Origin of the sequence: Paenibacillus vulneris (assembly GCF_039543185.1) — a bacterium.
Classification (GTDB): Bacteria; Bacillota; Bacilli; order Paenibacillales; family NBRC-103111; genus Paenibacillus_S; species Paenibacillus_S vulneris.
The window spans coordinates 66,206-90,666 of sequence record NZ_BAABJG010000029.1; the positions used below are offsets into that span (position 1 = coordinate 66,206).

A 24,461-nucleotide genomic window follows, 5' to 3' on the forward strand; every position below is an offset into this window, starting at 1 on the left:
AGGGTACTTTTTCCTGCTCGCTGGAAACTATCAGCCTATCCAAATCTGTAGCTCACTTAAATGTCATAAGAGTAATCCGCCGGCAAAACTCTCCTTAAGAACTGTTGGGTACGTTCTTCTTTTGGACTTGTAAATATGTCCTTCGGCGTCCCTTGCTCCACGATGCTTCCGCCATCCATAAAAATAACCGTGTTAGCCACATCCCTGGCAAAGGACATTTCGTGAGTAACCACTAGCATCGTTGTCCCTTCCTTCGCAATGTTTCTCATGACGGTTAATACTTCCCCGACTAATTCCGGATCAAGCGCAGAAGTAGGCTCATCAAATAGAATGATGTCAGGATTTAGTGCAAGGGCCCTCGCAATGCCAACCCGTTGCTGCTGGCCTCCTGATAATTGGCTGGGATACGCGTTGTATTTGTCTGAAAGCCCTACTTTATCGAGCATGGCCCTGCCGATTTCATCCGCCTCCTGTTTAGGTACCTTTCTTCCGATAATCAGTCCTTCGGTCACATTTTCTAACGCTGTTTTGTTGTTGAACAAATTATAATTTTGGAATACGAAAGCGACCTTTTGGCGAATGTCGTGAATTTGTTTTTTTGTTGCTGTTCGAAGGTTCACATCGACATTTCCAAACACGGCGTGCCCCTGGTCGGATCTTTCCAAAAAATTAATGCATCGGAGTAAGGTGGTTTTACCCGAGCCGCTGGGACCAAGGATGACGACCACGTCGCCCTTATCTATTTTTAGGCTGACTCCCTTTAAAATCTCCTGTTTACCAAATGATTTATAGACATCCCGAATCTCTAACACGTGTGTGGCCCCCCTTGCTCATTCTTAGGCATTTACCGTTTTGTAGGTTCTCAAATATTTCTCGTACCGCTTAAATCCGTATTCCACCAGACTGCAAATAATCAAATAGATAAGAAAAATATCGATATAAGCCTCTACGTAGTTGTAGCCGACGTTGGCCGCTACTTTAGCTTTTAATGTAATTTCTTGCAAGGACATCGCATAGCCCAAAGAGGTAGCTTTAATGAGATTGGTTGTCGCAGTACAAATATTGGGTAATGCCACGACCAAAGCTTGTGGAATGATAATCCTTCTAAAAGCTTGCACGGTAGTTAATCCGACAGACAAAGCGGCTTCCAGCTGCCCCTTGTTGACCGTGTTGATGGCCGAACGGAATACCTCGATCAGCGTAGCTGTCGTGTACAAGGAAAATACGATGAATGCGTACCAGATAGGATTCACTTTGTAAATGTCAACTTGAATATGAAGCTTGGCAAATAGATTAGTTAGCAATAAGGGCACGCTGCTGTAGATAATAAAAATTTGGACGATGATAGGTGTTCCTCTTACAAAAGAAACATAGATCTGAGCGAGCCGGTGCAAAACCGGGATTTTGTTAATTCTGGTTAACGCCCCCATAAAGCCTAGTGGAGCCGCAATCAGCAGCGCGACCACTGTAATGGCTAGCGCAGTAGGAGCACCGGATAATGCTATAAAAAAGGTTTTCACCAAAAATCCCCAATCGAGCCCTTCCGACACGTTCTCCACCTCCTTATACGGTTTTTAGAGCTTGTTTTCCTTTGCTGAATACTCGTTCCAGCTTCGAGAACAGCTGCTCAATAGCAATGGAAATTACCCAGTAAATCAGGGACAAGGCCAAATAAATTTCTAACGCATGAGCGTTGTAATTGCTTGAAATAATTAAACTTGCTTTCCCGATGACATCGATCAATCCAATCGTATACGCCAAGGAGCCTTCCTTAATCAGCGCTAGCAGGCTGTTGCCAAAATTGGGCAGTGCCACTACAAAAGCCTGGGGAAAAATGATTCTCCTGTAAGCCTGCGTGCTGCTCAATCCTACACTTACCGCAGCTTCATACTGCCCTTTATCTACAGATTCATAGGCGGTTCGGATGACCTCGGACATCGCTGCCGCGAATTGAAGCGAGAACGTAATAACCACAAATACCGATTTATCAATGCTGTTCAAGTCGATGCCAAACTGATTGAATAGGAACGGGATTCCGTAATACGTTAGAAATAGAAGCACAATGGACGGCGTGCATCGGATTATAGTGGTGTACCCATGAGCCATTTTACTAGCCCAGCGATTCTTCCCTATTTTTGCCGCCGCTAGAAGGAAGCCCAGAAGGGTGCCGAACAATACAGAGAAACCGGTAACCATAAAGGTTACTTTTAAAAACGGAATTAACACGGGAATGGAGTCAAAGATATATGTTGCATCGAAATACTGGTTCATGGTTCACCTTCATTCTGGCTTATGAATAGGTAAAAGCATTAATCGAAAAAACTTGCCACTCAAGTGACAAGCTTTTATTTGACTTTGGGAAACTGGCTAGGCAATAGGCCATTACCTTTTAACGGCATTTAATACCTCGAACAAATCCCGGCCATAAAATTTGGTGCTCAATTCATTGAGCTTCTTGTCATTTTTCAGCTTTTTAATAGCCTCATCGTAAGCATCTGCGAATTCCTGTTCCTTCTTATTGAACAACGGCCAGGTTTTGATTACGGCGAACTCATTGTAGACAATCTGATCCTTGAACTTATAATAGGGGCCGTCCGGCTCGGTGACTTGCTTTTGGAAAGGACCTTCAATCATGACTCCTCCGTCCACGCGCCCTTCATTTACCCATTGAACTACATCCACTGTGAACGAATCGCCGGCTTGCAATTTTACTTTATTATTAGGATTCGTCTTGTTGTATTCGTCAATAATGGTATATTGCGCGTTATTTGCGGCAATAGGCGCTAGCGTAAATCCGGCTGAAGCGAAATCCGACAGGTTTTTAATGTTTTCATTCTTTTTCTTCAATACAAGTCCGGTGCTGCTTAAGCCCAGAAATTCTTTGGGGAAAATAAATTTTTTGGTTCGCTCCTCTGTCCAAAAAGCATTTTTAATACCCACTTGATACTTACCTTGTTCAACGCCTAATAATAAGTCGTCGCTGGATGTTCCGACGAATTCGAATTTGTATTGAGGGAGTAATTGGCTTACTAGCTTCATAGCTTCGACATCATATCCCGTTGGATTGCCCTTGTCGTCCGTGTAGCTTATAGGCTTGGAAGCTTGATCATACGCTATTTTGACGACTCTGGCTTTGGAGTCTTTAACATCCGATGAGCCCTTCGATGCGTCTGTGGAAGCCGTTGTGCTTGAACCGCATCCCGCCAGTAGAGTGACCAACGCTAAACTAGTGACAGCCATAGATAACCATTTTTTTCTCATCACGCAAATCTCCTTTGAAATGATCTATAAAGTTTGTTAGAAACCCGGTAGAATGATAAACCAACGTGAACCTTTTTTTGATGAACCAAATATTAACACAAGAAAACCAATCAGTAAAGTAGGAATTAAAATAGATCAAAGGTGTCTTTCATTCTTGACAAATAACCGGCATTGGAAATAACATAATACTAAATAAATCCAATCGGAATTATATGATATTTTGGATCGTTAGGCAAGAGGGTACTTTTATCGCATAGAGGGGGAATCAGGATGAATTTATTTATACGGCGGGATATTCAACAAGAATGGCTGAACAAGCTATACGAGAAGGAGGCTGATTTCAAAAATAAAGCCGCGCGAATCGATGAGGAGGGGCTCTTCCCTACGGAAAATATAGTAGATTTAATCGAACTGGGCTACACCCGGTCGACACTTCCAAAAGCTTATGGCGGGGAAGGGCTAAACGTATATGATATGGTACTGCTCCAGGAAACAGTCGCGAGCTTCGATGCCTCTACTGCCTTAGCTATTGGGTGGCATTTGTCCGTGATCGGGGAGCTGTTTGAGAAAAAATTATGGTCGGATCGAGACCTGAATTTTATAGCTGAAGAAATTGCCAAGGGGGCCTTAATCAATCGAGTTGCCTCTGAGGCGCAGACAGGAAGCCCGACAAGAGGCGGCCGCCCCGAGACCAAGGCCATAAAAAAAGGGAACCATTGGGTGATCTCGGGACGTAAGGTGTTTACATCGCTTGCTCCTATGTTAACTTATTTTCTTGTTTCGGCATGGATAGAGGAAACGGAGACGATCGGGTACTTCCTGGTACATAAGGATTTAGAGGGACTTAGAATTGATGAAACTTGGGATACCATTTCGTTACGGGGAACAGGCAGCCACGATCTTGTCCTGGAACAAGTCACTGTCCATGAGGATCTGCTTGTTGAACCGGATATTCTTGGCAGAGGAAAAGAAGTGAACGGCTGGCTGCTCCACATTCCGGCTTGTTATCTGGGCGTCGCGCAGGCTGCGAGAGACTATGCGGTCCGGTTTGCCAATCAATATTCGCCTAATAGTATAAGCGGGCCGATCAGTCAGCTGGCTAACATTCAACAGCTGATAGGCGAAATGGATCTTGAGCTGATGAAAGTAAGGCATTTTTTATATAGTGCTGCCGAAGCCTACGATGATTTATCGCGAAGACCGTTCCTCACGAACGAGCTCGGCGCGGCCAAACATGCAGTCACCAATTCGGCGATTGCTGTTGTGGACAAAGCGATGAGAATCCTGGGAATCAAAAGCATCCACCGCAGCAATCCATTGCAGCGATACTATCGGGATGTAAGAGCCGGCTTGCATAATCCGCCTATGGATGACGCTACCATACAAAAGATTGCCTTATCGGCCATCGAGCAGGATAAGTTAAAAGCCGCGGCACGAGTATGAAGCCTGGTTTCTGCCTTTACGCCCGAACATCCACACCATGACGCGGCGGATCACTGATTTGCTAAACTGCAGTTCGTTCCCAATAAATGCGAATAGCATCGACGATTCAGTCGGTGTTTTTTGCATTTCGGGACATTACCGTTAGTTTTTTTCCTTCTGGATAATGTTCAAAATAAACTGTTCCTTCCAATCTTCTGCCTGTGCAGGGTCCATTTTTTCAAGGAAAGCATCTGTGCTCCAAATGTGTATGGTCAAGGTCTCATTATTCGATTCGAGGTCGTTATTCAAATCATTAATAAGTCTTTGATACTTCCTCATCCAGAATATCCCTCCCCATTTCTCCAAGGTTTGTACCAAATAATACCATAACAGGGCAAATAATAAAGTTAAGAAACCTTGACAAATCGATAATTCCCGATATGATTATATGTATGAATCCCATCGAAATTTTCAAAGCGTTGTCCAACGAGTCGAGATTGCAAATTCTACAGTGGTTAAAGGAACCCGAAAAACATTTTAAGCCCCATGAAGGGATTGATATGAGAAAAACCGGGGTATGCGTCTGTCAGGTTACTGAAAAATTAAATATGACCCAATCCACGGCGTCCCAGTATTTGTCCATTCTTCAACGGGCAGGTCTGATCAAGGCAGAGCGCATTGGCAAATACACCTACTATACAAGGGATGACGAAAAGCTGCGTGAGATTGCCGCATTTCTGAACAATGAAATATAAGCAGGGCTAAACTGAATGCTCATCTTGAGAATTCAGTTTTATTTAAGAAAAACGTATCGACATATCACGATATGTTTTTGTATGGTTCAACACATCGACAATTTATAATATATAGATGTGAATATAGTAAAGGATGGGTGATTTTTTTGTCTAGTACATGGAAGGTTTATTTTTTAGCATTGGTTAGCTTTTTAGTGGGGACGTCCGAATATGTGATCTCAGGTGTCCTGGATAAGATCTCGGACTCGATGGCAATTTCGATTACCGCGGCGGGACAGCTTGTAACTATTTTTTCATTGGTATATGGGCTGTGCACACCGGTTACAATGGCCCTGACATCAAAGCTGGATAGAAAGAACCTGCTGGTAGGAGCATTGGGAATATTCATCTTAGCCAATGTGATGTCCTTTGCTTTGCCTGGATTTGGACTGTTTATTATATCCCGTGTGATCATGGCTTTGGGAGCGGGAGTGGTGGTGGTTACAGCCTTGGATATTGCAGCCAAAATTGCGCCTGCAGGTAAGCAGGCAAGCTCAATCGCTACGGTCGTTATGGGATTTACGGCATCGTTAATTATTGGCGTTCCTCTTGGGCGAATGGCTGCTGCTGAATACGGATGGCGATCGGTATTCGGTTTCATTGCTTTAGCGGGACTGGTAGCCGTCTTTATTCTTTTCTACACCATTCCTCGAATTAAAGGGGACGCCCCCGTACCTCTAACGCAACAGTTAGCGTTGTTGAAAAACAAAAAGGTTGCAGTTGGCTTATCTATTACCCTCTTTTGGTTAGGGGGATATTCAATAGCTTATACGTACATTTCTCCCTATCTTCTTAACGTTGCAGGGGTGAATGAGGGGATGTTAAGCGGGGTTTTATTGGCATTTGGTATTGCAAGCTTAATAGGCTCCAAAACAGGGGGCTACAGCACAGATAAATGGGGGGTATCCACCACATTACTCGGCGGAATGACTGTGCACGTCGCGGCTCTCATTTTGCTTTCGCTGGCGATTGCTGTGTCAGCTAATATGTTCGTCATTGCCGCACTGTTGATCTTATGGTCTTTCTCGGCATGGTCTACCGGTCCTACGCAGCAATATAATCTGGTTCGGATTAAGCCGGAATACTCCGGGATTATGCTGGGTCTCAATCAATCTATGCTGCAGCTCGCGATGGCGGCAGGTGCAGGGATAGGAGCCATTGCCGTTGAGCAGGTATCCTTATCCTCGATCACATGGTTTGGAGCCATTGGTGTAGCTATCGCAATCCTTGCGGCTCTAAGCTTGAACAGCATGATGAAAGAAAGCAAGGGAGCTAGGCAAACATATCAGGGTGTGCAGGAACAGCCTGTTCAAGAATGAGCAGATAATTATAAAAAAGAGACATCGGCCTTCCAGGGCTGGTGTCTCTTGGTTTATTCTAACATCCTGCAGCTCCTTTGAATCATCTCAGTGAGCTCTTGAAAATCAAACTTATGATTTACCATATCTACAGTAAAATTCTCCGCGTCTTTGCTGCCCATTATGAAATGACTGCCATTATACCGCAAGAAGATGACCAGGGCAGTAAAAGCCGTTCGCTTATTTGCGTTTTGAAAGGGATGGTTTTGACCGAGGGATTCAAAAAGCGCAGCCGCTTTCTCATAAAGGGTTTCATAGGCATCTTTGCCAAAAGCTGATGATTGCGGGCGTAACACAGCGGATTCCAATAGACTGTTGTTTTTTACACCAATATGTTCTCCGGGACTATATTTTTGTATCATAGCAACGTTAATAGCTATAACCTCTTGGACGGTAATAAACCGGGTTTTGTCCATTATCTATCTTTCAGTCCTTTTAATGTTTCGTCATACTCCTCCATAACTTTGGAAAGGGTATCTAGAAAATCAGTGCTGATTCCAGTCGGCAGATTTACCTTATTGATTTTTTTAATAACGATTTCCCCATCATTTTCATGGACTTCAATACGGACGGAATCACCGGCATCCAATCCGAGTTGTTTAAGAGCGTCTGTCATCGTTAAGCCCAAGCTGTTTCCAAACTTCGAGACTTTGCGTTCCATTTCTATCACCTTGCTCATATTGTAATCAACTCCTTATCATATTATTCAACTGTTATAACAATTATACATTATTACATGATATTTTGAAATGAATGGATAACCGGGTCATATCCAATTACGAGCATAATAGAAGTATGAATTTTACATATCTAGATCAGATCGACAAAACAGGATATCTATGATATGGTAAAAGTATCCCATAGGCATTCTACTCTTTCGGAGTAGGGTGCCTTGGTGCATATTTATGGGAAATTTACATTAAATGTCTTGTAAATCGATTCGATAGGACATGGAGGTGGTGATGCTATGTTTCTCTTTGCAGCCCCGTTAAGGGGATATTGGATGACCGTGGGCAGCAGGCAAAGATCATTTGATGAGAAGGAGCGAGCATAGCATGACTACAAGGTTTCAAGCGGAACCCCGCGTACCGTTAAATTCTTCCGGACTTCGGGAACTGCGCAGATCCGGACGTCTGCCGGGCGTTATTTTCAGAAAACATGCGGAGAATGAGCGGATTCATATTTCGGCGACCCAGTTTCAAAAATGGCTGAAGCAAGGCGGGTCAGGATTTATTGAGCTGCATTTTGAAGGAGAAGGCTCGTTGACCGTACTGCTGGAGGATTTCCAGCGGGACCCGGTGACGAGGGATTTATTGCATGTTGATTTTCAGCAGGTTCAGATGGGCGAGCGCATTCGCACGAAGATTCCGGTCAAGTTCAAAGGAACTCCTATCGGAACAAAGGAAGGCGGCGTCGTGCAGATTCAATGCTCGGCTGTCGAGGTAGAGGCATTGCCTAAGCATTTGCCGGATGTAGTGGAATTGGATATTAGCACGATGGGCATTGGAGAAACCTTATACGTCAAGGACGTGGAGTTTGCGTCTGAGGTGACAGTGATTTCCGAGGCTCACGAGTTCCTGCTTTCCGTCGTTAAGCCTTAGCTTTCGTTATACCATGTAAAAAAGAGATCACGTCGTGCTTGCGATTTGCTTGCAGGCACGATGTTTTTGTTTGAACGTAAGGTCTTGTCTGATACGACAAGGATTGATATAAAAGCGTGGAGGGAATTATATGTCAATGATAAGAGTCGGGATCGTGGGTTATGGCAATTTGGGCCGCGGGGTTGAAAAGGCCATTCGGCAAAACCCGGATATGGAGCTTGCAGCAATCTTCACGAGACGTCAGCCCGAGGACATGGCCTCGACAGGGCTAATCAAGCACATCTCTGAAGCTGAACAATACATAGGAAAGATCGATGTCATGATATTATGCGGCGGTTCTGCAACGGATTTACCGGAGCAAGGCCCGTACTTCGCTTCCATGTTTCATACGGTGGACAGCTTCGACAGGCACGCCAAAATTCCTGAATATTTCGATGTGGTAGATGCATCGGCAAGAAGAGGCGGGCATGCAAGTGTGATTTCAACGGGTTGGGATCCGGGCTTATTTTCATTAAACCGTCTGCTCGCTGAGGCGGTGCTGCCGGAAGGAAACGAGTATACGTTTTGGGGAAAAGGCGTGAGCCAGGGGCATTCGGATGCGATTCGCCGAATTCGGGGCGTCGACAATGCGGTTCAATATACGATCCCCAGCATGGATGCGGTGGATAAGGTAAGAAGGGGGGAGGATCCGGTACTGACCGCAAGGGACAAGCATTTGAGAGAGTGCTATGTTGTAGTGGAGCCAGGAGAAGATTTGTCCCGAATTGAACATGAAATTACCACGATGCCGGATTATTTTGCTGATTATGAGACTCGGGTGAACTTTATTAGTGCAGAAGAGCTGCAGGAAAAGCACTCCGCCATGCCTCATGGCGGACTTGTTCTCAGAAGCGGGAAGACCGGTGACAACAGCAAGCAGATTATCGAATTTGGACTCAACCTTGCCAGCAATCCCGAATTTACGGGAAGCGTGTTGGTAGCCTATGCCAGAGCTATCAGCAGATTTGCGAAGGAAGGCTTTACAGGGGCAAAAACTGCATTCGATATTCCTTTCAGCTACTTATCCCCCAAATCGGGCGAGCAGCTTAGAAGGGAATTGCTGTAAAGCGCTCGGTATTTCCCCACCCTTATAAATAGAAAAAACATCATGGAAATGGTGTTTTTTCTATTTATAAGCCCCTTTTTTCATGCACGCTGCGAGCTTATAGGAACCATGCGCACCAAATAAAAATAGTATAGGCAATAAAGGTTCTTACCGGAAGGAATGATCCATATAAAAAAATTTAAGCCTGCAGCTGTTAAGGTGCGTAGAATCGGCGTCGTGCTGAACCGATTTAATAAAAAGGTATTCATTTATACGATTCCCGGGCATAAACCTCCGGCATTTTTCTACCGCAGCATCATGGACATTGACGCAGATGGATCCCCCCGCGCCTACAATCCCCAAAATACCGGGCTTGACGATTTGAGCCACGCTGGCAGACCCGGCCATTGGGTAGGGATTGTTACACACAACGGCAAGCCTTCGGGAAGGCCGGTCATACAAAAACGTACGGATCCCGCCCCTGGCTTTTATGTTTCCCAAACAGCCCTAAGTGATTTTAACAAGCGCTTTACCGATCCGAACGCTTATGTGAATTCGGAGAAAATACCCTTTATTGTTTTGCCCCAAAGAAGAAACTTTGGTGCAGTTTTGGGTGACATGGCCGTAGTTTATAACATAAAGAATGGAAGATTGGCTTTTGCTGTTTACGCGGATACGGATGTTGGTATTGGTGAAGGCTCCATTGCATTAGCTAGAGTGCTGGGCATCAACTCGAATCCAAGAACGGGCGGAACAGGAAATCAAGAGAATGTATTCTATTTAGTTTTTCCGAAGTCCGGAAGGGGAAATGGGCACATACCTACCCGAAGGGAGATTATAATAAAGACACAAAGGCTGTTCAGAGAATGGGGCGGGATTCAGCTTTTAAAAAAGGTACAGCAATGCTAGTTAAACATAGTATCGCCTATCGCCAGCCGGGCTTCGAAAAGCCGGCTTTTTTGTTGCCCGAATTTAGGCATCGCCCGCAGCGAACGGACAACTTTCCTTTGTATTCTGCACGCATAATCTATTTTATGGTCAAGGCTTCCTGGATACAGGCAATGACCGCGAAATATAACAACAGGGGGTTCCGACTTTGAGGGTACTTTTTTTAGAAAGCCACCCCATGTGGATTCATGGCCTTCCCAATGGCTTCCGGGATGCGGGACACCTGGTGAAAGTGTCTGGTCCTCTCACGAGAAAAAAGCTTCCTCGCTTAATAGCGGATTTCCGGCCGCATTTGATCATTACTTTGGGTTGGACGGAAGAACACAGCCCCCTTAAGCGCAAATGGATTCGGCACTATGTTGGCCGATCCGGCATTCCGCATGTCTACTGGGCAACAGAAGATCCTACGCATCACCATACGTTCACCCTCCCATACGTAAAAGCGGTCAAACCGGATTTTGTCTTTACCATCTGCCGTGACATGGTAAAGAAGTACGAGAAAATGGGCATTCCCGCTGCTCATTCAGATTTCGGCCACCACCGGAACGTTCATAGGAACGGGAGGGAGCATGCCGGGTTTCGCAGCAATATCGCCATCGTAGCCAACGGCTATTCTCGAATATTACAAAAATATCCTCGCCATTTTCGCATCAAGTCCTTGACCACTTTGATTCGTCCGCTGGTAAAAAGGAAAATCAGGGTCGATTTCTGGGGAAGGCAGTGGAATGAAGTCAAGCCTGTACTAGGCATTCGGATTCCTGAGAAGTGGATTCACGGTTATTTGCCTTATCAAGAGGCATATAAGGTTTACAACTCTGCGAAAATTATTATTGGTCCGCAGAACCAATTAAAGCAAGTAACGCAAAGAACTTATGAAATCCTCGGGTCGGGAGGATTCTTGATTACAAGCGATACACCGGAAATACGACGGCTCTTTAAGCCGGGAAAGCACCTTGTTGTCTCACGCTCTCCGGAAGAAACGGTACGGCTTGTCAGATATTATCTCAAACACCCTGACAAAAGGGAACAAATTAGAAAAGCCGGCAAGCAGGCTGTCGCCAAGCATACGTACAAGCATCGTGCCATTCGGATGATACTTGAGCTAAAGAAACGAAGCATTCTAAAATAACAAGGAAAGAAAGAGAAGATCACCCGTGAAGATAAATCGCGTTATCTACAATGTGCCGACCCGTAAACGGATCCTCGCCTTAACCTTCAATATGGCTTACGGTCATCGGGTCCCTGTCCAATTACTTTCCTTATTAAAAGCAAGAGGCGTAAAAAAAGCGACATTTTTTGTCACTGGGGAGTGGGTACAGCTCAACCCTGGTATTGCCAAGCGAATACAGCAGATGGGTTTTGACATTGCTTCCCATGGACATCGTCATGAGGATTACACCTCTCATTCGAATGCTTGGATAGAGCGGGATGTGAAAGCTGCCAAGCGGGCTATTGTTAACGCAACCGGAGCCAAGACCAATATGATTCGCACGCCAAGCGGCGACCTCGATTCGCGAGTTATTAAGAAGCTGCTGAGCATAAAGCAAACGATTGTTCATTGGGACACGGATTCGTTGGATTGGAAATACAAGAATGTAAAAAAAATCGTTCAGCGGGTGCTGCCTAATATACATCCGGGTGCGATCGTATTGCTCCACGGCTGTGACCCATGGCCCCAGACGTTGAAAGCCTTACCCATTATTCTGGATGGAATAAAAAAGAAGGGTTACACATTGGTAACCGTGAATGAACTGCTATCTGGGATTCGTCCTAAAACGAACCGAAAAAAATCATTTAACGCGCGATGAACCAGAACCGGTTCGCCCGTTTATGAGCTCGGAAACCGTGACGAACCGGAATCCTTTGGCTCTTAATCGGTCTATCATTATCGGAAGGGCCTTCGCCGTTTGGGTTGCAGAATCGCTTGCATGCATAAGAATGATGTCCCCGGCCTTAGTCTGAGAGAGTACCCGCTTGGCAATGGCATCAACCCCTGGATTGGTCCAGTCCAGGGAATCTACACTCCAATGGATCGTTCGATAGTTTAACGTTCTTAGTTTTTTTACAACCTTGGCATTGATACTGCCGTAAGGTGTCCGAATCAATCGGGTCCGAACCCCTGTCACGTTTTTTATGATCCTTTCCGCTTTTTTTACCTGGACCCGAATCCAATCTTCGCGGTGTTTGGTATAGTCTTGATGCAAAAAACCGTGCGAGCCGATTTCATAGCCTAGGGAATGAATTTTACGTGCTAATCGGGGATGTTTGGCTGCCCAGGGGGCCGACAAAAAGAAAGTTGCGTTTTTCACGTTTTTTTGCTGCAGCACCCGCAGTACGGTCCATGGTACCTGGTTCCCCCATCCGATATCAAATGTGAGCGCGATATATCGCTTATTTGTCGGGAAACGGTAAAAAGCATCACTATCGCCCAAACGGATCTCCTCCTAAAAAGTTATTCATTCGCATTATATTCCGAAAGCGGGGAAGCCTGACTGTGTGGCGGCCTGCAAAGGGGAGTGACTATGAAAATTCTCTTTTTGGAAAGCGGGCCCATCTGGTCGAGGGGGCTCCCTGATGGATTGCGTGATTTGGGTCATAACGTAAAGATTTCAGGTCCCTTGACCAAGAAAAAAATAGCTTCATTGATTTCCTCCTACAAGCCGCAGCTGCTTATGACTGTGGGTTGGGGCCCTGAACAAACAAAGGAAAAGCAGCGGTGGATGCGCCAATACGCCAGCATTTCGGGTATTCCATTGATCTATTGGTCAACGGAGGATCCCAATTTCACAGCAGAATTTACACTTCCGTTGATCCGAAGAATGAAACCGGATTTTGTATTTACCATTTCCGCCCGGACAGCCGCATATTATCGGAAGCTTGGTATCCGCGCGGCTCATCTCGATTTTGGTTTTTCTCCTAGTATTCATCGAAGGGTAAAGCCGCTTAAAAAGTATAGACATAAAATTGCCGTCGTAGCGAACGCCTATCCTCAAGTCTTAAGCAGATATCCGAAGCATTTTCGGCGAAAGGCATTGAATCTTCTGATACGTCCGCTGCTTTCTGCAGGGATTCGGGTAGATTTCTACGGGTCAGATTGGGAGAAGATGAAGCCTTACTTGGGTAAAACCATTCCACGAGGCTGGATACATGGGAAGCTGCCTTACCAAAATGCGAATCAAGTTTATAGTTCATCGCAAATCATGCTGGGTCTGCAAAATTACAGGGATATGGTAACCCAGCGAACCTATGAAATATTAGGTTCAGGGGGGTTCCTTCTTACCATCGACACACCGGGGGTAAGACGGGTCGGTAAACCGGGACGCGATTTTGCAGTGTCGACCTCGCCTAAAGATACGGTGCGGCTGGTACATCATTATCTAGAGCACCCATCAGCTCGAGAACGCATTCGTAGGCAAGGGAACCGTACGGTTTATAGGCATAATTACACGAATCGGGCAAAACGTATGCTATCGATTCTTAGGAGGACGGGCTTATTAAAGTAGCTTATCTGACTTTTGACGATGGTCCTGCCCGCTATACAGGAGCCATTCTGGATCAGCTAAGGGAGCATGGGGTTAAGGCGACCTTTTTTGTCCTTGGCAACCGTACTCCCAAAGGAATTCGCTTGTATAAAAGAATGGTACAAGAAGGCCATGCCATCGGCAATCATACGTTTTCTCACAATTATCCGGTCATTTACAGCTCTATATCGGCATTTCTAAAGGATTTCCGTAAGCTGGAGTCCCTATTGCAGCGACAAGTACATGTAAAGCCGAAGATCTTTCGATTTCCAGGGGGGTCCCAAAACGCAGTGAACCCGTTGTATGGGAATAGGGCCCAGATGACCAAGGTGAACCAAGTCATGACGAGAAGAGGATACCGGTATTTTGATTGGAATGTCGAGTCCGGCGACTCCGAAATCCCTCGTCCCACCACGGAAGCTATGATTCGCAATGTACTGCGCGGCAGCAAAAACAAACGTAAAATCATCGTCCTATTCCATGATTTCAATCCCAATACGCCCAAATGCCTGCCGGCTGTAATCAAAGGGCTGAGAAGGCAAGGCTTTAGATTCCAGGTACTGTCTAAAAAATCATTTACCGTTCGTTTTCGGTAATCAGGAACTTGAAAGTTTTTTTACCTTTCTGTGGTATTATGGTTCTAATACTTTGAATAACAGGACTGATACCAAAATGAAGCGAAGCCGCAGGACGTTGCCAGAAACGGAATACCGCGCTATTTTGCGGGCAGCAGACGATATCATTGCCCAAGGCGGAAGGACGTTGCTTGCCAAAATATTGAAAGGCTCGAAAGAGCGGAAAGTATTGGAGCTAGGACTGGATCAAAACCCTTCTTATGGTTTCTACAGAGATCTTACGTTGGAGCAGATCATGGACAAAGTGGATACTATGATAGACACGGGATTTTTGGGGACGGAAAGACAGGGTAAGCTGTCCATGATCATTTTCACACCGTATGGATGGGCTGTCGAACGAGAACAGCGCGCCCAAGAGTTTTTACAAGAGTGGGATCATTGGCTTGAGCATAACGTAACACCGGTCAGTATGGAATATTTGAAAGAACGGAACCGGGGGATGATGCTCCTGTTTCTGTATAAAGTCTTGTGCTCCGCTAATAAGAAATACATTCCTTACTTGAGATTGTGGGAGCAGGTGGAATTCAAGAAGGTTCAGAGGGAGATTCGGCATGTGATTGAAGCGTTGGAGCAACGTGAGGGAATGAATGACAAGCAGTGGGGCCAGTTGGTGGGTGAGATGGCCCAATCCTTGCTCCTTCGGTCCGACAATCCCATTATATTAGCATGCGGGAAGTGTGGGAATCCGTTCCTGTTGGACGAGTCGAATCCGGATTATTACACGAGCGAAGGACTGCAATTTCCGCAACGGTGCCCTCAATGCCGCTAGCACGAAGCTTATTCAAATAAAGATGATGTTCAGCCTGCACGGTCTGGAGCGAGCGAAGGGAGTACGGGGGATCGAAATCCTCCGCCTCCCTGACGTCTCGGGATTAATATTCGATTTTGAGGCTCTCTCCGTCTACATATACGCCTTGGGAACGGGTAATCGGCAGCTTGTGCTCCGCTGAAAAGCCGATGGTTTCCCCGTCCCTTAAAGTGACGTTGCTTTCCACGATATATGCGGAAATATTGATCAGAAAATCACGCAGATCGGCAGGAGAAGCCTGACTGTCCAGCACTTCGATCTCTTCCTTGCCGAATGGCCGCAGTCCACAGGTATATCCATTCATTCCTGAGTCCGTTCTGACAAGACCAAAGTGAACCAGATTCAATAGAGGAAACATATCATCTGACTTCATCAGCTCAGCCATTTCCACATAAAGCTCCGGCTGGAATACGGTACCCGACGAATAGAATCCGATTGCGTTCGGAAGCTTCAAGCAGCTGGCCGCAAGCTTGGTATACAGCCTGCCGCTATCCAACGGAGAGCCGGAGCGGGTAAATACAGCCAGAATGATTTGGGCCACATGGGTTTTGGTAACGTCAGCGGCCTCCCGCCAGAGATAGTTGCCTCCTGCATAATGCTCTGCCTCCCCGTCTGGAATTGGAGCATCCACAAAGCTTATAGCGGCAGTGAAGCCGTCCGTTTCAAAAACGAGGATTCCTTCCTTTTCTTCCTCAGGGCCCTCACCTTCCCCTGATGCTGATGAACAAGAGATATTCCAATCCTTCATCAGGTTCTCTTTGACCTGATCCAGATCGCATTCCGGAGAGTTCAGCAGCACGAACCCGTTAAATAAGCCTCCGGAGGGCTCGTCCTGAGACTCCGCAGCGTCCTCTTGCGTTTGAGCCGCCTCGATTGCTGCCGCCTGCTTCATCCAATACTCGCGGATCATTTCTACCATAGCTATAGCTTCCTGCTTCGCAGTAGCGGGGTCATAGGGCTGCATCTCGCTGAAGATATGGCCGCAATGCTCCGTATCCGATGGATGCTCATAGCCGCCGCAGACACCAAGGAGCCATTTTCCCAGCCATGTTTTTTTGTACTTGAAGATGTAGTAGTGCATACCATGCAAATCGAATTCAGCTGCAATTTCAATTTTGCTAGGTTTTTGGCCGAGTTCTCGTTCATCCGACAGCCAATTGATCATAGATTGCATAGCGGCTTGCTGCTGGGATGTCATTTAATCCTCTCCCTGGTCAAGTTAAGTTCTCTATTCTTGTATATACTAGCAGCAGTTGGATGTAAATGGGACTAAAAGATTAACCTTCTTTCCCGTGTTGATCGCAGGATCTCTGATGGAATCGTTGCAATAAGCCACACCAAATTGACACTATGGAGTTGAATCAGTATATTTTAGCTATAAAGTGAACGAGAATAAATTAATGTATCGTTTCCTGCGAGGTTTAGAAGAGGGGCATTCTATGAAAAAAATAAAGGCATTGGTCATCGCGCCCTACCGCGGGTTGGTGGAGCTGACCTCCAATCTCAAAGATCAACTGGATGATTTTGAAGTAACGGTGATACAAGGCGATTTGTCGGAGCCTTTGCCTGTTCATCAATATGAGAAGGAAGGCTATGACGTCATTATTAGCCGGGGCGGGACGGCCAGGCTGATCCGTAAGCTCAGCTCACTTCCGGTAGTAGAGATCAAAATATCCGGCTTTGACATTCTGCGGCTAATCACGCTGCTGAAGGAATACAAAATTCCTATTGAAATGATAGGATTCCCTAATATTATCGAGGCGGTTGTCGCCGTATCACGGCTGCTGGATGTCGATATTCCCTATACGATCATTAACGAGCAGGATGATGTGAACGAGGTCCTTGAGGCGGCACGGAGCAAAGGGGCACTTGTGATTGTCGGCGGGACGAATACGGTGCGGCTGGCCAAGGAGCAAGGGCTTCAGGGCATTCTGATCACGTCCGGTAAAGAATCCGTGCTGGAGGCGTTCGAGAACGCGAGAAATGTGTGCCAGGCCGTCAGTTGCTACAAAGCTGAGGGGCAGATGCTGAACTCGCTCGCTCAAGGTGCGGAACAGGGGATGGCGGTGATGCAGACCGGCGGCAGACTGCATTATATGAATGCTGCGTTCCGGGATATGCTGGGCATTCGCCACGATCAAGATGCGGATGTCATAATGCGGCAGAGGTTCCCCAAATTGCTGGCTCTGATGCAAAAGTCAGGCGGCAAGGTTGGTGAAGCCTCCTCCTTTGAGCTGTACGACATGACGTTCCGTCATAAGCTTACTTTGATCCGGGGGGAAGGGGAGCCGGAGGCTGCGTTTAATCTCTATGTGCGTCCGGTAACGGATAACGAGAACGATATTCAGGTTCGGCGGTTGGAGCCGTTTATCGAGACGTTTCCTCATCTGATTCGGGCCCGCTCCGATTTCCAGGAAGCACTTGCCTCAGCTGCGGAAAGGCTGCAGCGGGTACGTCCTCTCGCCGTATACGGAGAGCAGGGAACAGGAAAACGGATTTTTGCAGGCACGGTATGGCGGCAGCTGCATCCTGAAGGAGGCGAGCTGCTGGAGGTGAATGTTATACGCGGCTCCGAGGAAGCCTTCATGCACTTGAAGCATCTGCTGGGAGAGGCTCTGCCTGGCAGCATGATCTATTTGCGCGGTGCGGAACGGCTCTCGCCCAAATACCAGAGAAGGCTGGCGGAGTCGGTTCCCCAATGCGCTGCATACCTGATCTGCTCCTTCGAGAAGGCGCCCGGGCAGCTGCGGGAGGAAGGGCTTCTGGAGCCGGAGCTGCTCTCGCTGATCGAAGGGGCAGCCGTCGAGATGAAGCCGCTCCGAACAAATCCTCAGGAGCTGGAGGAGCTGATCCGTATTTTTATTTCGGAGAATAACGAGAAATACGGCAAGCAGGTTGTCGGCATTCGTCCTAAAGCGCAGGAAGCGCTCTACGAATACCCGTGGAAGGGCAATCTGATAGAGCTTCGAGATACGGTGAAAGAGCTGGTAAAAGCGGCCGAAGGCGAGTATATCGACGAAGAGCTTCTCGCCGTGCTGGAAAAGCAGAGAATCGGGCAAGGCCCGGCAAGCGGCGCCCGAACGATTAATCTGGATCAGCCTCTGCAGAGTATCCAGAAGGAGATCATTCAGCTGGTGCTCCAGGAGGAGAACATGAATCAGTCCCGTGCAGCCAAAAGGCTCGGGATTAATCGTTCAACGCTGTGGAGAATATTGAAGGATCCGATATAAAACATTAGAAGTGTGGTGTGCATTAAGCCCTATATCCAGTCCGGATGTAGGGCTATTTGTGTTACAAATCGCAACTATACATGTTGCACAATGCAACAATAAGAAAGTATATGATGCAATATACAATAAAATTGTTGATATTTAAAACTATATTATTTATAATTCATTACGAAAGACATATTGATGATAACTGTTGTGAAATAAAACGTTTTTATAGGATGGGAAATAGAAGGAGGCCTTTATGGTGGAATTAAAAGGGATTATTCCTGCTATGCTGACACCGCTTACGGAAGATCAGAAGGTTAACGAGCCCGTGGTACGCCAGTTGACGAACCGGCTTATTGAATCCGGGGTTCATGGGATTTTTATTCTCGGAACGAACGGCGAATTCCATTTGCTCTCTACGGAAGAGAAGCTGGCTATGGCTCGCATCGTGATAGAAGAGGTAAAAGGCAGAGTTCCCGTGATCGTTGGTACTGGGGGCGGGACGACGGAGGAAGTGATTGAGCTTTCCAGACAGATGGAGCAATTGGGAGCCGATGCGGTTTCGATTATTACACCCTTCTTCATAGCTCCTTCACAAGAGGAGCTCATCGTTCATTATACCCGAATCGCCGAATCGACGAAGCTGCCGATCGTGCTGTACAACATTCCTTCAAGAACCGGTGTAAACCTGGAGCCGGAGACGGCAGCCGTCTTGGCCAAGCTTCCTAACATTGTCGGTATTAAGGACAGCAGCGGCAATTTCGCCAATATCGAGAATTACATTAAGGCAACCCAAGGCGAAGCTTTTACCGTCTTCGCAGGCACGGATTCGCTGATTTTGAAAACATTGCTTGCCGGCGGCGTGGGTGCGGTGGCCGCGACAGCCAATATGCTTCCTGAAACCGTTGTATCGATCTACAATCACTGGCAGAACGGCAATATCGAAGAAGCACAGAAAGCGCAGGAAGCGCTTCAGCCGCTTCGCGATACTTTTGCTCTGGGGACGCTCCCATCCGTTTTGAAAAAGGCCGTAGAATTGAGCGGTATTCCGGTAGGACCGCCGAAATCGCCTGTATCCGTTGTTTCGGGAGAGGCGCTGAAGAAGGTTCAGGCTATGGTGGATTCCTATCAAAGCCGTTAAATCTCAGTTGTTTCAAATCCATCCAAGGGGTTGAATTCATGAAAACGCTGTACCAGTTTCAAACCGCAGATCATATTATCGCAGGACGAAACTCGCTGCAAAGCGTGGGAGAGCATCTGCACCTTACCGGCGTCGATGTGAAATCGGTGCTTATCCTTACACAGCCTTCAATTAAATCATTAGGCTTTGTCGATGCCTTGGTCAGCCAACTGGCAGCCAAGGGCGTGACTGCCGACGTTAATACAAACATTTTGCCGGAACCGACGGTAGAGAACATTGAGCAGGTGTTTGCCGGCATGGCGGACAAAGCTTACGATGTCTTGATCGGGTTCGGTGGGGGAAGCGTTCTCGATTCCGCCAAAATTTTGGCCGTTCTCGCTACGAACGAATGCTCCATCCGCGACCTGCTCGGAACGGATTTGGTCAAGAAGCCGGGAATCCCGACGATTCTGATTCCGACCACCTCAGGTACGGGGGCGGAGGTTACTCCGAACGCTATCGTTACATTGCCTGACGAAGAGCTGAAGATAGGCATCGTCAGCAAGCATATGCTTCCAAAGGTCGTCTTCCTTGATCCGATGCTGACACTGGGATTGCCAAAGCCGATTACGGCGGCTACCGGAATGGATGCGTTCACCCATTCGCTCGAATCCTTCATTTCGAATAAAGCGAATCCGATCAGCGATATGTTTGCGCTGGAATCGATTCGTCTGATTTCGTCCAGCATTGTGGAAGCTTATCAGAACGGAGCTAACGTTGATGCCAGAGAAAAGATGCTGCTTGGCTCCATGTACGGCGGGATGGCATTGACGGCTGCGGGTACCGCAGCAGTTCATGCATTGGCCTATCCGCTCGGCGGCAAATTCAAAATCGCCCATGGCGTAGCCAATTCGATGCTGCTTCCGCATGTGATGGAGTTCAATATGGATGCGATTGAGGAGCGGTTATATCAAGTGGCTGAACCTATGGGTATTCAGGTGCAAGGGTTGACTTCCTCACAGGCCGCGGCCAAAGTGGTCGAGCGTATCGTCGAATGGACGACCGTTCTGGAAATACCGCAGGATTTGAGCAGCTTCGGAGTTAAGCCGGATGACGTACCTGAGCTCGCCGTATCGGCGTCCAAAGTAACCCGCCTGCTGAATAATAATCCAAAAGAGCTCAGCCTGCAGGACATGGAAGCGATTTACCGCAAATTGCTGGCATAACTAGATACAACGAAACGAAGTCATGGAAAATAATGCGGCTTCAGGCTACTGATCAGGAAAATTGGCATGAAGTGGTCGCAGCTTGGAGCCTGCATTTCCTATTTCCATGATAAAGGAGTGAACGGGCATGAGAATATCTGTCATTTCGGATGATTTGACAGGTGCGAGCGACTGCGGCGGTCAGCTGATCCGCTATGGCTTCCAGGTATCCGTTATTTTGGAGCCGCAAGCGGAGGGCTTAAGAAGCAAGGATGCCGTCATCATCGATACGGACAGCCGATCCGTGACTCCCGAGGAGGCGTACGGCAGGGTGAAGGAAGCCTGTGAATCGCTTCAGGGCGAGCCGTTCGATATCATTTATAAAAAAATCGATTCCACAATGAGAGGGAACATCGGGCAGGAAATCAATGCGGTATATGATGTGTTCCGTCCGGATCTTGTTGTCATCGCTCCGGGCTTTCCGCAGAACGGACGTACCATTGAGGAAGGCGTCATGTACCTGGGCGGCAAACCGCTTCATGAGACCGAAGTGGCGAGGGACCCGAAGACTCCGGTCCGCGACTCGCTTATCACGCGGCTCATTCAGGAGCAGGCAGGCAGGGAGGTCGGGCACTTGTCCCGCGGCGATCTGCAGCAAACGTCGGAGCATGTGGCTGCCAAGCTCGCTTCGATGCAGGAGCGGGGCGTCGTGTACGTAGTGGCGGATTCGGCGGACGTCTCCGATCTGGAGCGGCTTGTCCGGCATATGCTGGGCACCGGTAAGTCGGTCATCTGGGTAGGCTCGGCCGGACTTATGAATGTGCTGCCTCTGGCTTATGGGCTCGAGCCGGAGCCGAAGCCGGTTACGATCCCGGCTCATGAAACGCCGGTCCTCCTTGTTGTAGGCAGCGTAAGCGCTATCGGCCGCAAGCAGCTGGAACGGCTGCTTCAGGAGCCGGACGTGGCCGGAATCGAGATTCGGTCGGAGGAGATCATCCGGGAGGAGGCTTCCAGAGAAGCTGAATGGAGCCGTGTGCTGCTGGAAGCGGAGGCCGCCCTGAAGTCGGGGCGTCATATCGCGCTGTATTCCTCCAACGATGTTGATCGAACGCAGCGGCTCGGGCAGGAGCTCGGCTACAACATTGTCGACATCAGCAATCGGATTTCTCGAGTGCTTGGGGAATGGGCGATGGCGCTTGCAGATCAATATGATCTGCGCCGCATGTTCCTGACAGGCGGCGATACGGCACGCCAAGTATTCCAGCAGCTGAAAGCGGATGAGTTCCATCTGCTAGATGAAGTCGAATCGGGGATTCCTCTTGGAGCCGTTCGTATATCGGGGAAGGATATCTATGCCGTAACCAAGGCAGGAAATTTCGGCTCGGAGTCAGCTATGATCAAGGCTGCCCGCAAGCTGCAAGGAGGAGAACTATGAAGCCAATTATCGGAATTACGATGGGAGATGCGGCAGGCATCGGCCCGGAGGTTATTGTGAAAGCACTCGGACATGCATCGGTTTATGACATTTGCCGCCCGGTGGTCATCGGCGATTACGGCATTTTGCAGCGTGCCGTTGACGTTACGGGAACGCCGGTCCAGCTTCGCCGGGTTGAGCGGGTAAGCGAAGGGGCCTTTGTTCACGGCACGATCGACTGTCTCGACATGAATCTGCTTCCGGCGGATTTGCCGTTCGGTGTGATGTCTCCGCAAGCCGGCGACGCGGCCTTTCAATATTTGAAGAAAGCGGTTGACCTCGCCAAGGAGCAGGAGATTCAGGCGATCTGCACAGCGCCGCTGAATAAGGAAGCGCTGCAAAAGGGAGGGCATCTGTATCCGGGGCATACCGAGATCCTGGCCGATTTGACAGGCACTGAGGATTATTCAATGATGTTGTCCTCGCCGAAGCTGAAGGTCATCCATTTGACGACGCATGTAGGCTTGATCAAAGCTATTGAGACGATCAACCCCGAGCGGACCTACAAGGTCGTCAAGCTGGCGCATGAGACATTAACCCGCGCTGGATATGCGAATCCGCGCATTGCGGTTTGCGGCATTAATCCGCATGCGGGAGAGAACGGTCTTTTCGGTAATGGGGAGGAAGAGGAGAAGCTGATTCCGGGCATCGAAAAGGCGGCCGCCGAAGGCATTCAGGTTACCGGCCCTTATCCTGCGGATACGTTGTTTTTCCGCGCTGTCCGCAAAGATTTCGATATCGTCGTCGCCTGCTATCACGATCAAGGCCATGTACCGATCAAGGTGCTCGGGCTTGAGGAAGGCGTTAATATTACGGTCGGCCTGAAAGGCGGCATCGTGCGCACTTCCGTCGATCACGGAACGGCCTTCGATATTGCAGGGAAAAACATCGCCGATGAACGCAGCATGCTCGCGGCGATCCAGGCCGGAGCGGATTTGGCACCGAAGACGGAAGCGACCCGTTAAACATCATAGATTATAGACAACATAGAAGGAGAGCGAGTATTCCATGAAGGTTGTATCGACATCGCCGTCCTTCGCCAAATACTCTAATGAACCGATTGAATATTTGGAGAAGTACGGCATCGAGCTTCAGCATTTGCCGGAAGATATTACAGAGGAAGCGTTTATTGATGCGATTCAGGATGTGGACGCGGCTATCGTAGCCTTTAATCAGATTACGGAGAACGTTCTCGCCCGCGCGCCTCGCCTGAAGCTGGTGTGTAAGCATGGCGTCGGCGTGGATAATATTGATTTGGAGGCGGCGAAGAAGCATCAGGTTTGGGTGACGAATGTCCCAAGCGCCAACAAGCATGCGGTGGCCGACTTCGCATTCGCCCTGATGCTGTCGCTGGCTCGGCAAATTCCGCTGGCGAACGAGCTGACGAAGAAGGGTGAATGGCCTCGAATCTTCGGCTCCGATGTATATAATAAAACGGTAGGTATTATCGGGCTCGGCAGCATCGGCAAGGAGGTCGCGAGAAGAGCGGACGGCTTTGATATGAACGTATTGGCGTATGATCCATATCCGGATCATGCCTTTGCAGAGCAGCATGGAGTGTCCTTCGTCACGCTGGACGAGCTGCTCAGCCGAAGCGACTTCGTTACCCTTCATATCGCGCTGACGGAAGAGACCAAGCATTTTATCGGTGCCGATCAGCTGAAGCGGATGAAAGAAAGCGCTTATTTGATCAACGCAGCTCGAGGTGGGATCGTTCATGAGGAGGCGCTGTATGAAGCGCTGACTGCCGGGACGATAGCCGGGGCGGCATTGGATGTATTCGAGCTTGAGCCGCTGAAGGAGCATCCGCTGTTCGCTCTGCCTAACTTTATTGCTCTGCCTCATATTGCCGGCTATACTAGCGGGGCGGTGAACGCGCTCGGCATGACTTGCGTTCGCAATATCGTGAACGTCCTGGTGAACGGGCAAAGACCTGATCACGTTATGAATGGGTTGTAATTCGTCAACATCAGTCCATCGGATTGCCATCTTCATACATTATTCTTTTACTACAT

26 protein-coding genes and 1 pseudogene are annotated in these 24,461 nt (G+C 48.1%); 18 read left to right on the top strand and 9 right to left on the bottom strand.

What is annotated here, in order from left to right; genetic code table 11:
• Nucleotides 1-56: 56 nt before the first annotated feature.
• From ABEA66_RS25120 to ABEA66_RS25135, 4 genes are all read right to left on the bottom strand, one after another.
• Nucleotides 57-812, bottom strand: a complete 756-nt coding sequence (locus tag ABEA66_RS25120; protein WP_079914678.1) for an amino acid ABC transporter ATP-binding protein — start codon at nucleotides 810-812, stop codon at nucleotides 57-59.
• 24 nt (nucleotides 813-836) lie between these two features.
• Complete coding sequence (locus ABEA66_RS25125; RefSeq protein ID WP_345591845.1) at nucleotides 837-1,550, bottom strand: amino acid ABC transporter permease; 714 nt, start codon at nucleotides 1,548-1,550, stop codon at nucleotides 837-839.
• Nucleotides 1,551-1,563: 13 nt separating this feature from the next.
• Nucleotides 1,564-2,271, bottom strand: a complete 708-nt coding sequence (locus tag ABEA66_RS25130; RefSeq protein ID WP_345591847.1) for an amino acid ABC transporter permease — start codon at nucleotides 2,269-2,271, stop codon at nucleotides 1,564-1,566.
• Nucleotides 2,272-2,382: 111 nt separating this feature from the next.
• Nucleotides 2,383-3,261 (bottom strand): transporter substrate-binding domain-containing protein, encoded by an 879-nt coding sequence (locus ABEA66_RS25135; protein WP_345591849.1) that lies wholly within the window; start codon nucleotides 3,259-3,261, stop codon nucleotides 2,383-2,385.
• Nucleotides 3,262-3,531: 270 nt separating this feature from the next.
• Here ABEA66_RS25135 and ABEA66_RS25140 point away from each other — a divergent pair, with 270 nt between their 5' ends.
• Entirely contained in the window at nucleotides 3,532-4,704 is a 1,173-nt protein-coding gene (locus ABEA66_RS25140; protein WP_345591851.1) for an acyl-CoA dehydrogenase family protein, read from the top strand.
• A gap of 141 nt (nucleotides 4,705-4,845) precedes the next feature.
• Here ABEA66_RS25140 and ABEA66_RS25145 read toward each other — a convergent pair whose 3' ends face one another.
• Entirely contained in the window at nucleotides 4,846-5,022 is a 177-nt protein-coding gene (locus tag ABEA66_RS25145) for a hypothetical protein (protein ID WP_345591852.1), read from the bottom strand.
• Between the two features lie 113 nt (nucleotides 5,023-5,135).
• Here ABEA66_RS25145 and ABEA66_RS25150 point away from each other — a divergent pair, with 113 nt between their 5' ends.
• Together ABEA66_RS25150 and ABEA66_RS25155 are read left to right on the top strand one after the other, a co-directional pair.
• Nucleotides 5,136-5,438 carry an ArsR/SmtB family transcription factor gene (locus ABEA66_RS25150; RefSeq protein WP_079914683.1) on the top strand — a complete coding sequence of 101 codons (303 nt, stop codon included), beginning with the start codon at nucleotides 5,136-5,138 and terminating at the stop codon, nucleotides 5,436-5,438.
• A 146-nt stretch (nucleotides 5,439-5,584) separates the two neighbouring features.
• Complete coding sequence (locus ABEA66_RS25155) at nucleotides 5,585-6,796, top strand: MFS transporter (RefSeq protein ID WP_345591853.1); 1,212 nt, start codon at nucleotides 5,585-5,587, stop codon at nucleotides 6,794-6,796.
• A gap of 53 nt (nucleotides 6,797-6,849) precedes the next feature.
• On the opposite strand, the gene ABEA66_RS25160 is transcribed toward ABEA66_RS25155, so the two are convergent.
• Both ABEA66_RS25160 and ABEA66_RS25165 read right to left on the bottom strand, forming a co-directional pair.
• Nucleotides 6,850-7,251: a type II toxin-antitoxin system death-on-curing family toxin gene (locus tag ABEA66_RS25160; RefSeq protein WP_345591855.1), complete on the bottom strand. Its 402-nt coding sequence runs from the start codon at nucleotides 7,249-7,251 to the stop codon at nucleotides 6,850-6,852.
• A complete protein-coding gene (locus ABEA66_RS25165) occupies nucleotides 7,251-7,514 on the bottom strand; it encodes an AbrB/MazE/SpoVT family DNA-binding domain-containing protein (RefSeq protein ID WP_079914686.1) in 264 nt (87 codons plus the stop codon). Before ABEA66_RS25165 ends, ABEA66_RS25160 begins: the two co-directional genes overlap by 1 nt.
• 376 nt (nucleotides 7,515-7,890) lie before the next feature.
• Between ABEA66_RS25165 and ABEA66_RS25170 the strand changes: the two genes are divergently transcribed.
• The 5 genes from ABEA66_RS25170 to ABEA66_RS25190 all read left to right on the top strand — a co-directional run bounded on the left by ABEA66_RS25170 (nucleotide 7,891) and on the right by ABEA66_RS25190 (nucleotide 12,276).
• A complete protein-coding gene (locus tag ABEA66_RS25170; RefSeq protein WP_345591859.1) occupies nucleotides 7,891-8,436 on the top strand; it encodes a 50S ribosomal protein L25 in 546 nt (181 codons plus the stop codon).
• A gap of 130 nt (nucleotides 8,437-8,566) precedes the next feature.
• Nucleotides 8,567-9,541 (top strand): diaminopimelate dehydrogenase, encoded by a 975-nt coding sequence (locus ABEA66_RS25175; protein ID WP_345591860.1) that lies wholly within the window; start codon nucleotides 8,567-8,569, stop codon nucleotides 9,539-9,541.
• 159 nt (nucleotides 9,542-9,700) lie between these two features.
• The gene (locus ABEA66_RS25180) at nucleotides 9,701-10,429 is read left to right on the top strand and encodes a glycoside hydrolase family 75 protein (RefSeq protein WP_345591861.1); all 729 of its coding nucleotides are present in this window, start codon (nucleotides 9,701-9,703) and stop codon (nucleotides 10,427-10,429) included.
• 187 nt (nucleotides 10,430-10,616) lie between these two features.
• Nucleotides 10,617-11,597: a CgeB family protein gene (locus ABEA66_RS25185; protein ID WP_345591862.1), complete on the top strand. Its 981-nt coding sequence runs from the start codon at nucleotides 10,617-10,619 to the stop codon at nucleotides 11,595-11,597.
• A gap of 25 nt (nucleotides 11,598-11,622) precedes the next feature.
• A complete protein-coding gene (locus ABEA66_RS25190; RefSeq protein WP_345591863.1) occupies nucleotides 11,623-12,276 on the top strand; it encodes a polysaccharide deacetylase family protein in 654 nt (217 codons plus the stop codon).
• Here ABEA66_RS25190 and ABEA66_RS25195 read toward each other — a convergent pair.
• Nucleotides 12,259-12,900, bottom strand: a complete 642-nt coding sequence (locus tag ABEA66_RS25195; RefSeq protein WP_345591865.1) for a polysaccharide deacetylase family protein — start codon at nucleotides 12,898-12,900, stop codon at nucleotides 12,259-12,261. The two genes, ABEA66_RS25190 and ABEA66_RS25195, sit on opposite strands and share 18 nt — an antisense overlap.
• Nucleotides 12,901-12,990: 90 nt before the next feature.
• Between ABEA66_RS25195 and ABEA66_RS25200 the strand changes: the two genes are divergently transcribed.
• The 4 genes and pseudogenes from ABEA66_RS25200 to ABEA66_RS25210 all read left to right on the top strand — a co-directional run bounded on the left by ABEA66_RS25200 (nucleotide 12,991) and on the right by ABEA66_RS25210 (nucleotide 15,393).
• Nucleotides 12,991-13,971 (top strand): CgeB family protein, encoded by a 981-nt coding sequence (locus ABEA66_RS25200; protein ID WP_345591868.1) that lies wholly within the window; start codon nucleotides 12,991-12,993, stop codon nucleotides 13,969-13,971.
• A gap of 47 nt (nucleotides 13,972-14,018) precedes the next feature.
• A pseudogene (locus ABEA66_RS36415) lies at nucleotides 14,019-14,225 on the top strand (polysaccharide deacetylase family protein); the annotation flags it as partial.
• A 105-nt stretch (nucleotides 14,226-14,330) separates the two neighbouring features.
• Nucleotides 14,331-14,585: a polysaccharide deacetylase family protein gene (locus tag ABEA66_RS25205; RefSeq protein ID WP_345591870.1), complete on the top strand. Its 255-nt coding sequence runs from the start codon at nucleotides 14,331-14,333 to the stop codon at nucleotides 14,583-14,585.
• Nucleotides 14,586-14,682: 97 nt separating this feature from the next.
• Entirely contained in the window at nucleotides 14,683-15,393 is a 711-nt protein-coding gene (locus ABEA66_RS25210; RefSeq protein ID WP_345591872.1) for an RQC-minor-1 family DNA-binding protein, read from the top strand.
• A 103-nt stretch (nucleotides 15,394-15,496) separates the two neighbouring features.
• Here the strand turns inward: ABEA66_RS25210 and ABEA66_RS25215 are convergent, their stop codons facing one another.
• Nucleotides 15,497-16,630 (bottom strand): DUF4261 domain-containing protein, encoded by a 1,134-nt coding sequence (locus ABEA66_RS25215; RefSeq protein WP_345591874.1) that lies wholly within the window; start codon nucleotides 16,628-16,630, stop codon nucleotides 15,497-15,499.
• A gap of 241 nt (nucleotides 16,631-16,871) precedes the next feature.
• On the opposite strand from ABEA66_RS25215, the gene ABEA66_RS25220 reads away from it, so the two are divergent.
• The 6 genes from ABEA66_RS25220 to ABEA66_RS25245 all read left to right on the top strand — a co-directional run bounded on the left by ABEA66_RS25220 (nucleotide 16,872) and on the right by ABEA66_RS25245 (nucleotide 24,405).
• Entirely contained in the window at nucleotides 16,872-18,662 is a 1,791-nt protein-coding gene (locus tag ABEA66_RS25220; RefSeq protein WP_345591876.1) for a PrpR N-terminal domain-containing protein, read from the top strand.
• Nucleotides 18,663-18,906: 244 nt separating this feature from the next.
• The gene (gene dapA / locus ABEA66_RS25225) at nucleotides 18,907-19,788 is read left to right on the top strand and encodes a 4-hydroxy-tetrahydrodipicolinate synthase (protein ID WP_345592305.1); all 882 of its coding nucleotides are present in this window, start codon (nucleotides 18,907-18,909) and stop codon (nucleotides 19,786-19,788) included.
• A 38-nt stretch (nucleotides 19,789-19,826) separates the two neighbouring features.
• Entirely contained in the window at nucleotides 19,827-20,993 is a 1,167-nt protein-coding gene (locus ABEA66_RS25230) for an iron-containing alcohol dehydrogenase (RefSeq protein ID WP_345591878.1), read from the top strand.
• Nucleotides 20,994-21,120: 127 nt separating this feature from the next.
• Nucleotides 21,121-22,407 (top strand): four-carbon acid sugar kinase family protein, encoded by a 1,287-nt coding sequence (locus ABEA66_RS25235; RefSeq protein WP_345591880.1) that lies wholly within the window; start codon nucleotides 21,121-21,123, stop codon nucleotides 22,405-22,407.
• The gene (gene pdxA, locus ABEA66_RS25240; protein ID WP_192703407.1) at nucleotides 22,404-23,411 is read left to right on the top strand and encodes a 4-hydroxythreonine-4-phosphate dehydrogenase PdxA; all 1,008 of its coding nucleotides are present in this window, start codon (nucleotides 22,404-22,406) and stop codon (nucleotides 23,409-23,411) included. The genes ABEA66_RS25235 and pdxA overlap by 4 nt, the downstream gene beginning before the upstream one ends.
• A gap of 43 nt (nucleotides 23,412-23,454) precedes the next feature.
• Nucleotides 23,455-24,405, top strand: coding sequence for a phosphoglycerate dehydrogenase (locus ABEA66_RS25245; protein WP_345591883.1), 951 nt, complete (start codon nucleotides 23,455-23,457; stop codon nucleotides 24,403-24,405).
• The last annotated feature ends 56 nt before the right edge of the window (nucleotides 24,406-24,461 follow it).

What these genes read in the sequence shown, in the direction of transcription:
- ABEA66_RS25160 (WP_345591855.1), bottom strand. Translation starts at nt 7,251, where the DNA reads ATGGACAAAACCCGGTTTATTACCGTCCAAGAGGTTATAGCTATTAAC.
- ABEA66_RS25220 (WP_345591876.1), top strand. Translation starts at nt 16,872, where the DNA reads ATGAAAAAAATAAAGGCATTGGTCATCGCGCCCTACCGCGGGTTGGTG.
- ABEA66_RS25235 (WP_345591880.1), top strand. Translation starts at nt 21,121, where the DNA reads ATGAGAATATCTGTCATTTCGGATGATTTGACAGGTGCGAGCGACTGC.
- ABEA66_RS25135 (WP_345591849.1), bottom strand. Translation starts at nt 3,261, where the DNA reads ATGAGAAAAAAATGGTTATCTATGGCTGTCACTAGTTTAGCGTTGGTC.
- pdxA (WP_192703407.1), top strand. Translation starts at nt 22,404, where the DNA reads ATGAAGCCAATTATCGGAATTACGATGGGAGATGCGGCAGGCATCGGC.
- ABEA66_RS25140 (WP_345591851.1), top strand. Translation starts at nt 3,532, where the DNA reads ATGAATTTATTTATACGGCGGGATATTCAACAAGAATGGCTGAACAAG.
- ABEA66_RS25170 (WP_345591859.1), top strand. Translation starts at nt 7,891, where the DNA reads ATGACTACAAGGTTTCAAGCGGAACCCCGCGTACCGTTAAATTCTTCC.
- ABEA66_RS25175 (WP_345591860.1), top strand. Translation starts at nt 8,567, where the DNA reads ATGTCAATGATAAGAGTCGGGATCGTGGGTTATGGCAATTTGGGCCGC.
- ABEA66_RS25215 (WP_345591874.1), bottom strand. Translation starts at nt 16,630, where the DNA reads ATGACATCCCAGCAGCAAGCCGCTATGCAATCTATGATCAATTGGCTG.
- ABEA66_RS25180 (WP_345591861.1), top strand. Translation starts at nt 9,701, where the DNA reads ATGATCCATATAAAAAAATTTAAGCCTGCAGCTGTTAAGGTGCGTAGA.
- ABEA66_RS25150 (WP_079914683.1), top strand. Translation starts at nt 5,136, where the DNA reads ATGAATCCCATCGAAATTTTCAAAGCGTTGTCCAACGAGTCGAGATTG.
- ABEA66_RS25200 (WP_345591868.1), top strand. Translation starts at nt 12,991, where the DNA reads ATGAAAATTCTCTTTTTGGAAAGCGGGCCCATCTGGTCGAGGGGGCTC.
- ABEA66_RS25230 (WP_345591878.1), top strand. Translation starts at nt 19,827, where the DNA reads ATGAAAACGCTGTACCAGTTTCAAACCGCAGATCATATTATCGCAGGA.
- ABEA66_RS25130 (WP_345591847.1), bottom strand. Translation starts at nt 2,271, where the DNA reads ATGAACCAGTATTTCGATGCAACATATATCTTTGACTCCATTCCCGTG.
- ABEA66_RS25145 (WP_345591852.1), bottom strand. Translation starts at nt 5,022, where the DNA reads ATGAGGAAGTATCAAAGACTTATTAATGATTTGAATAACGACCTCGAA.
- ABEA66_RS25165 (WP_079914686.1), bottom strand. Translation starts at nt 7,514, where the DNA reads ATGAGCAAGGTGATAGAAATGGAACGCAAAGTCTCGAAGTTTGGAAAC.
- ABEA66_RS25245 (WP_345591883.1), top strand. Translation starts at nt 23,455, where the DNA reads ATGAAGGTTGTATCGACATCGCCGTCCTTCGCCAAATACTCTAATGAA.
- ABEA66_RS25205 (WP_345591870.1), top strand. Translation starts at nt 14,331, where the DNA reads ATGACGAGAAGAGGATACCGGTATTTTGATTGGAATGTCGAGTCCGGC.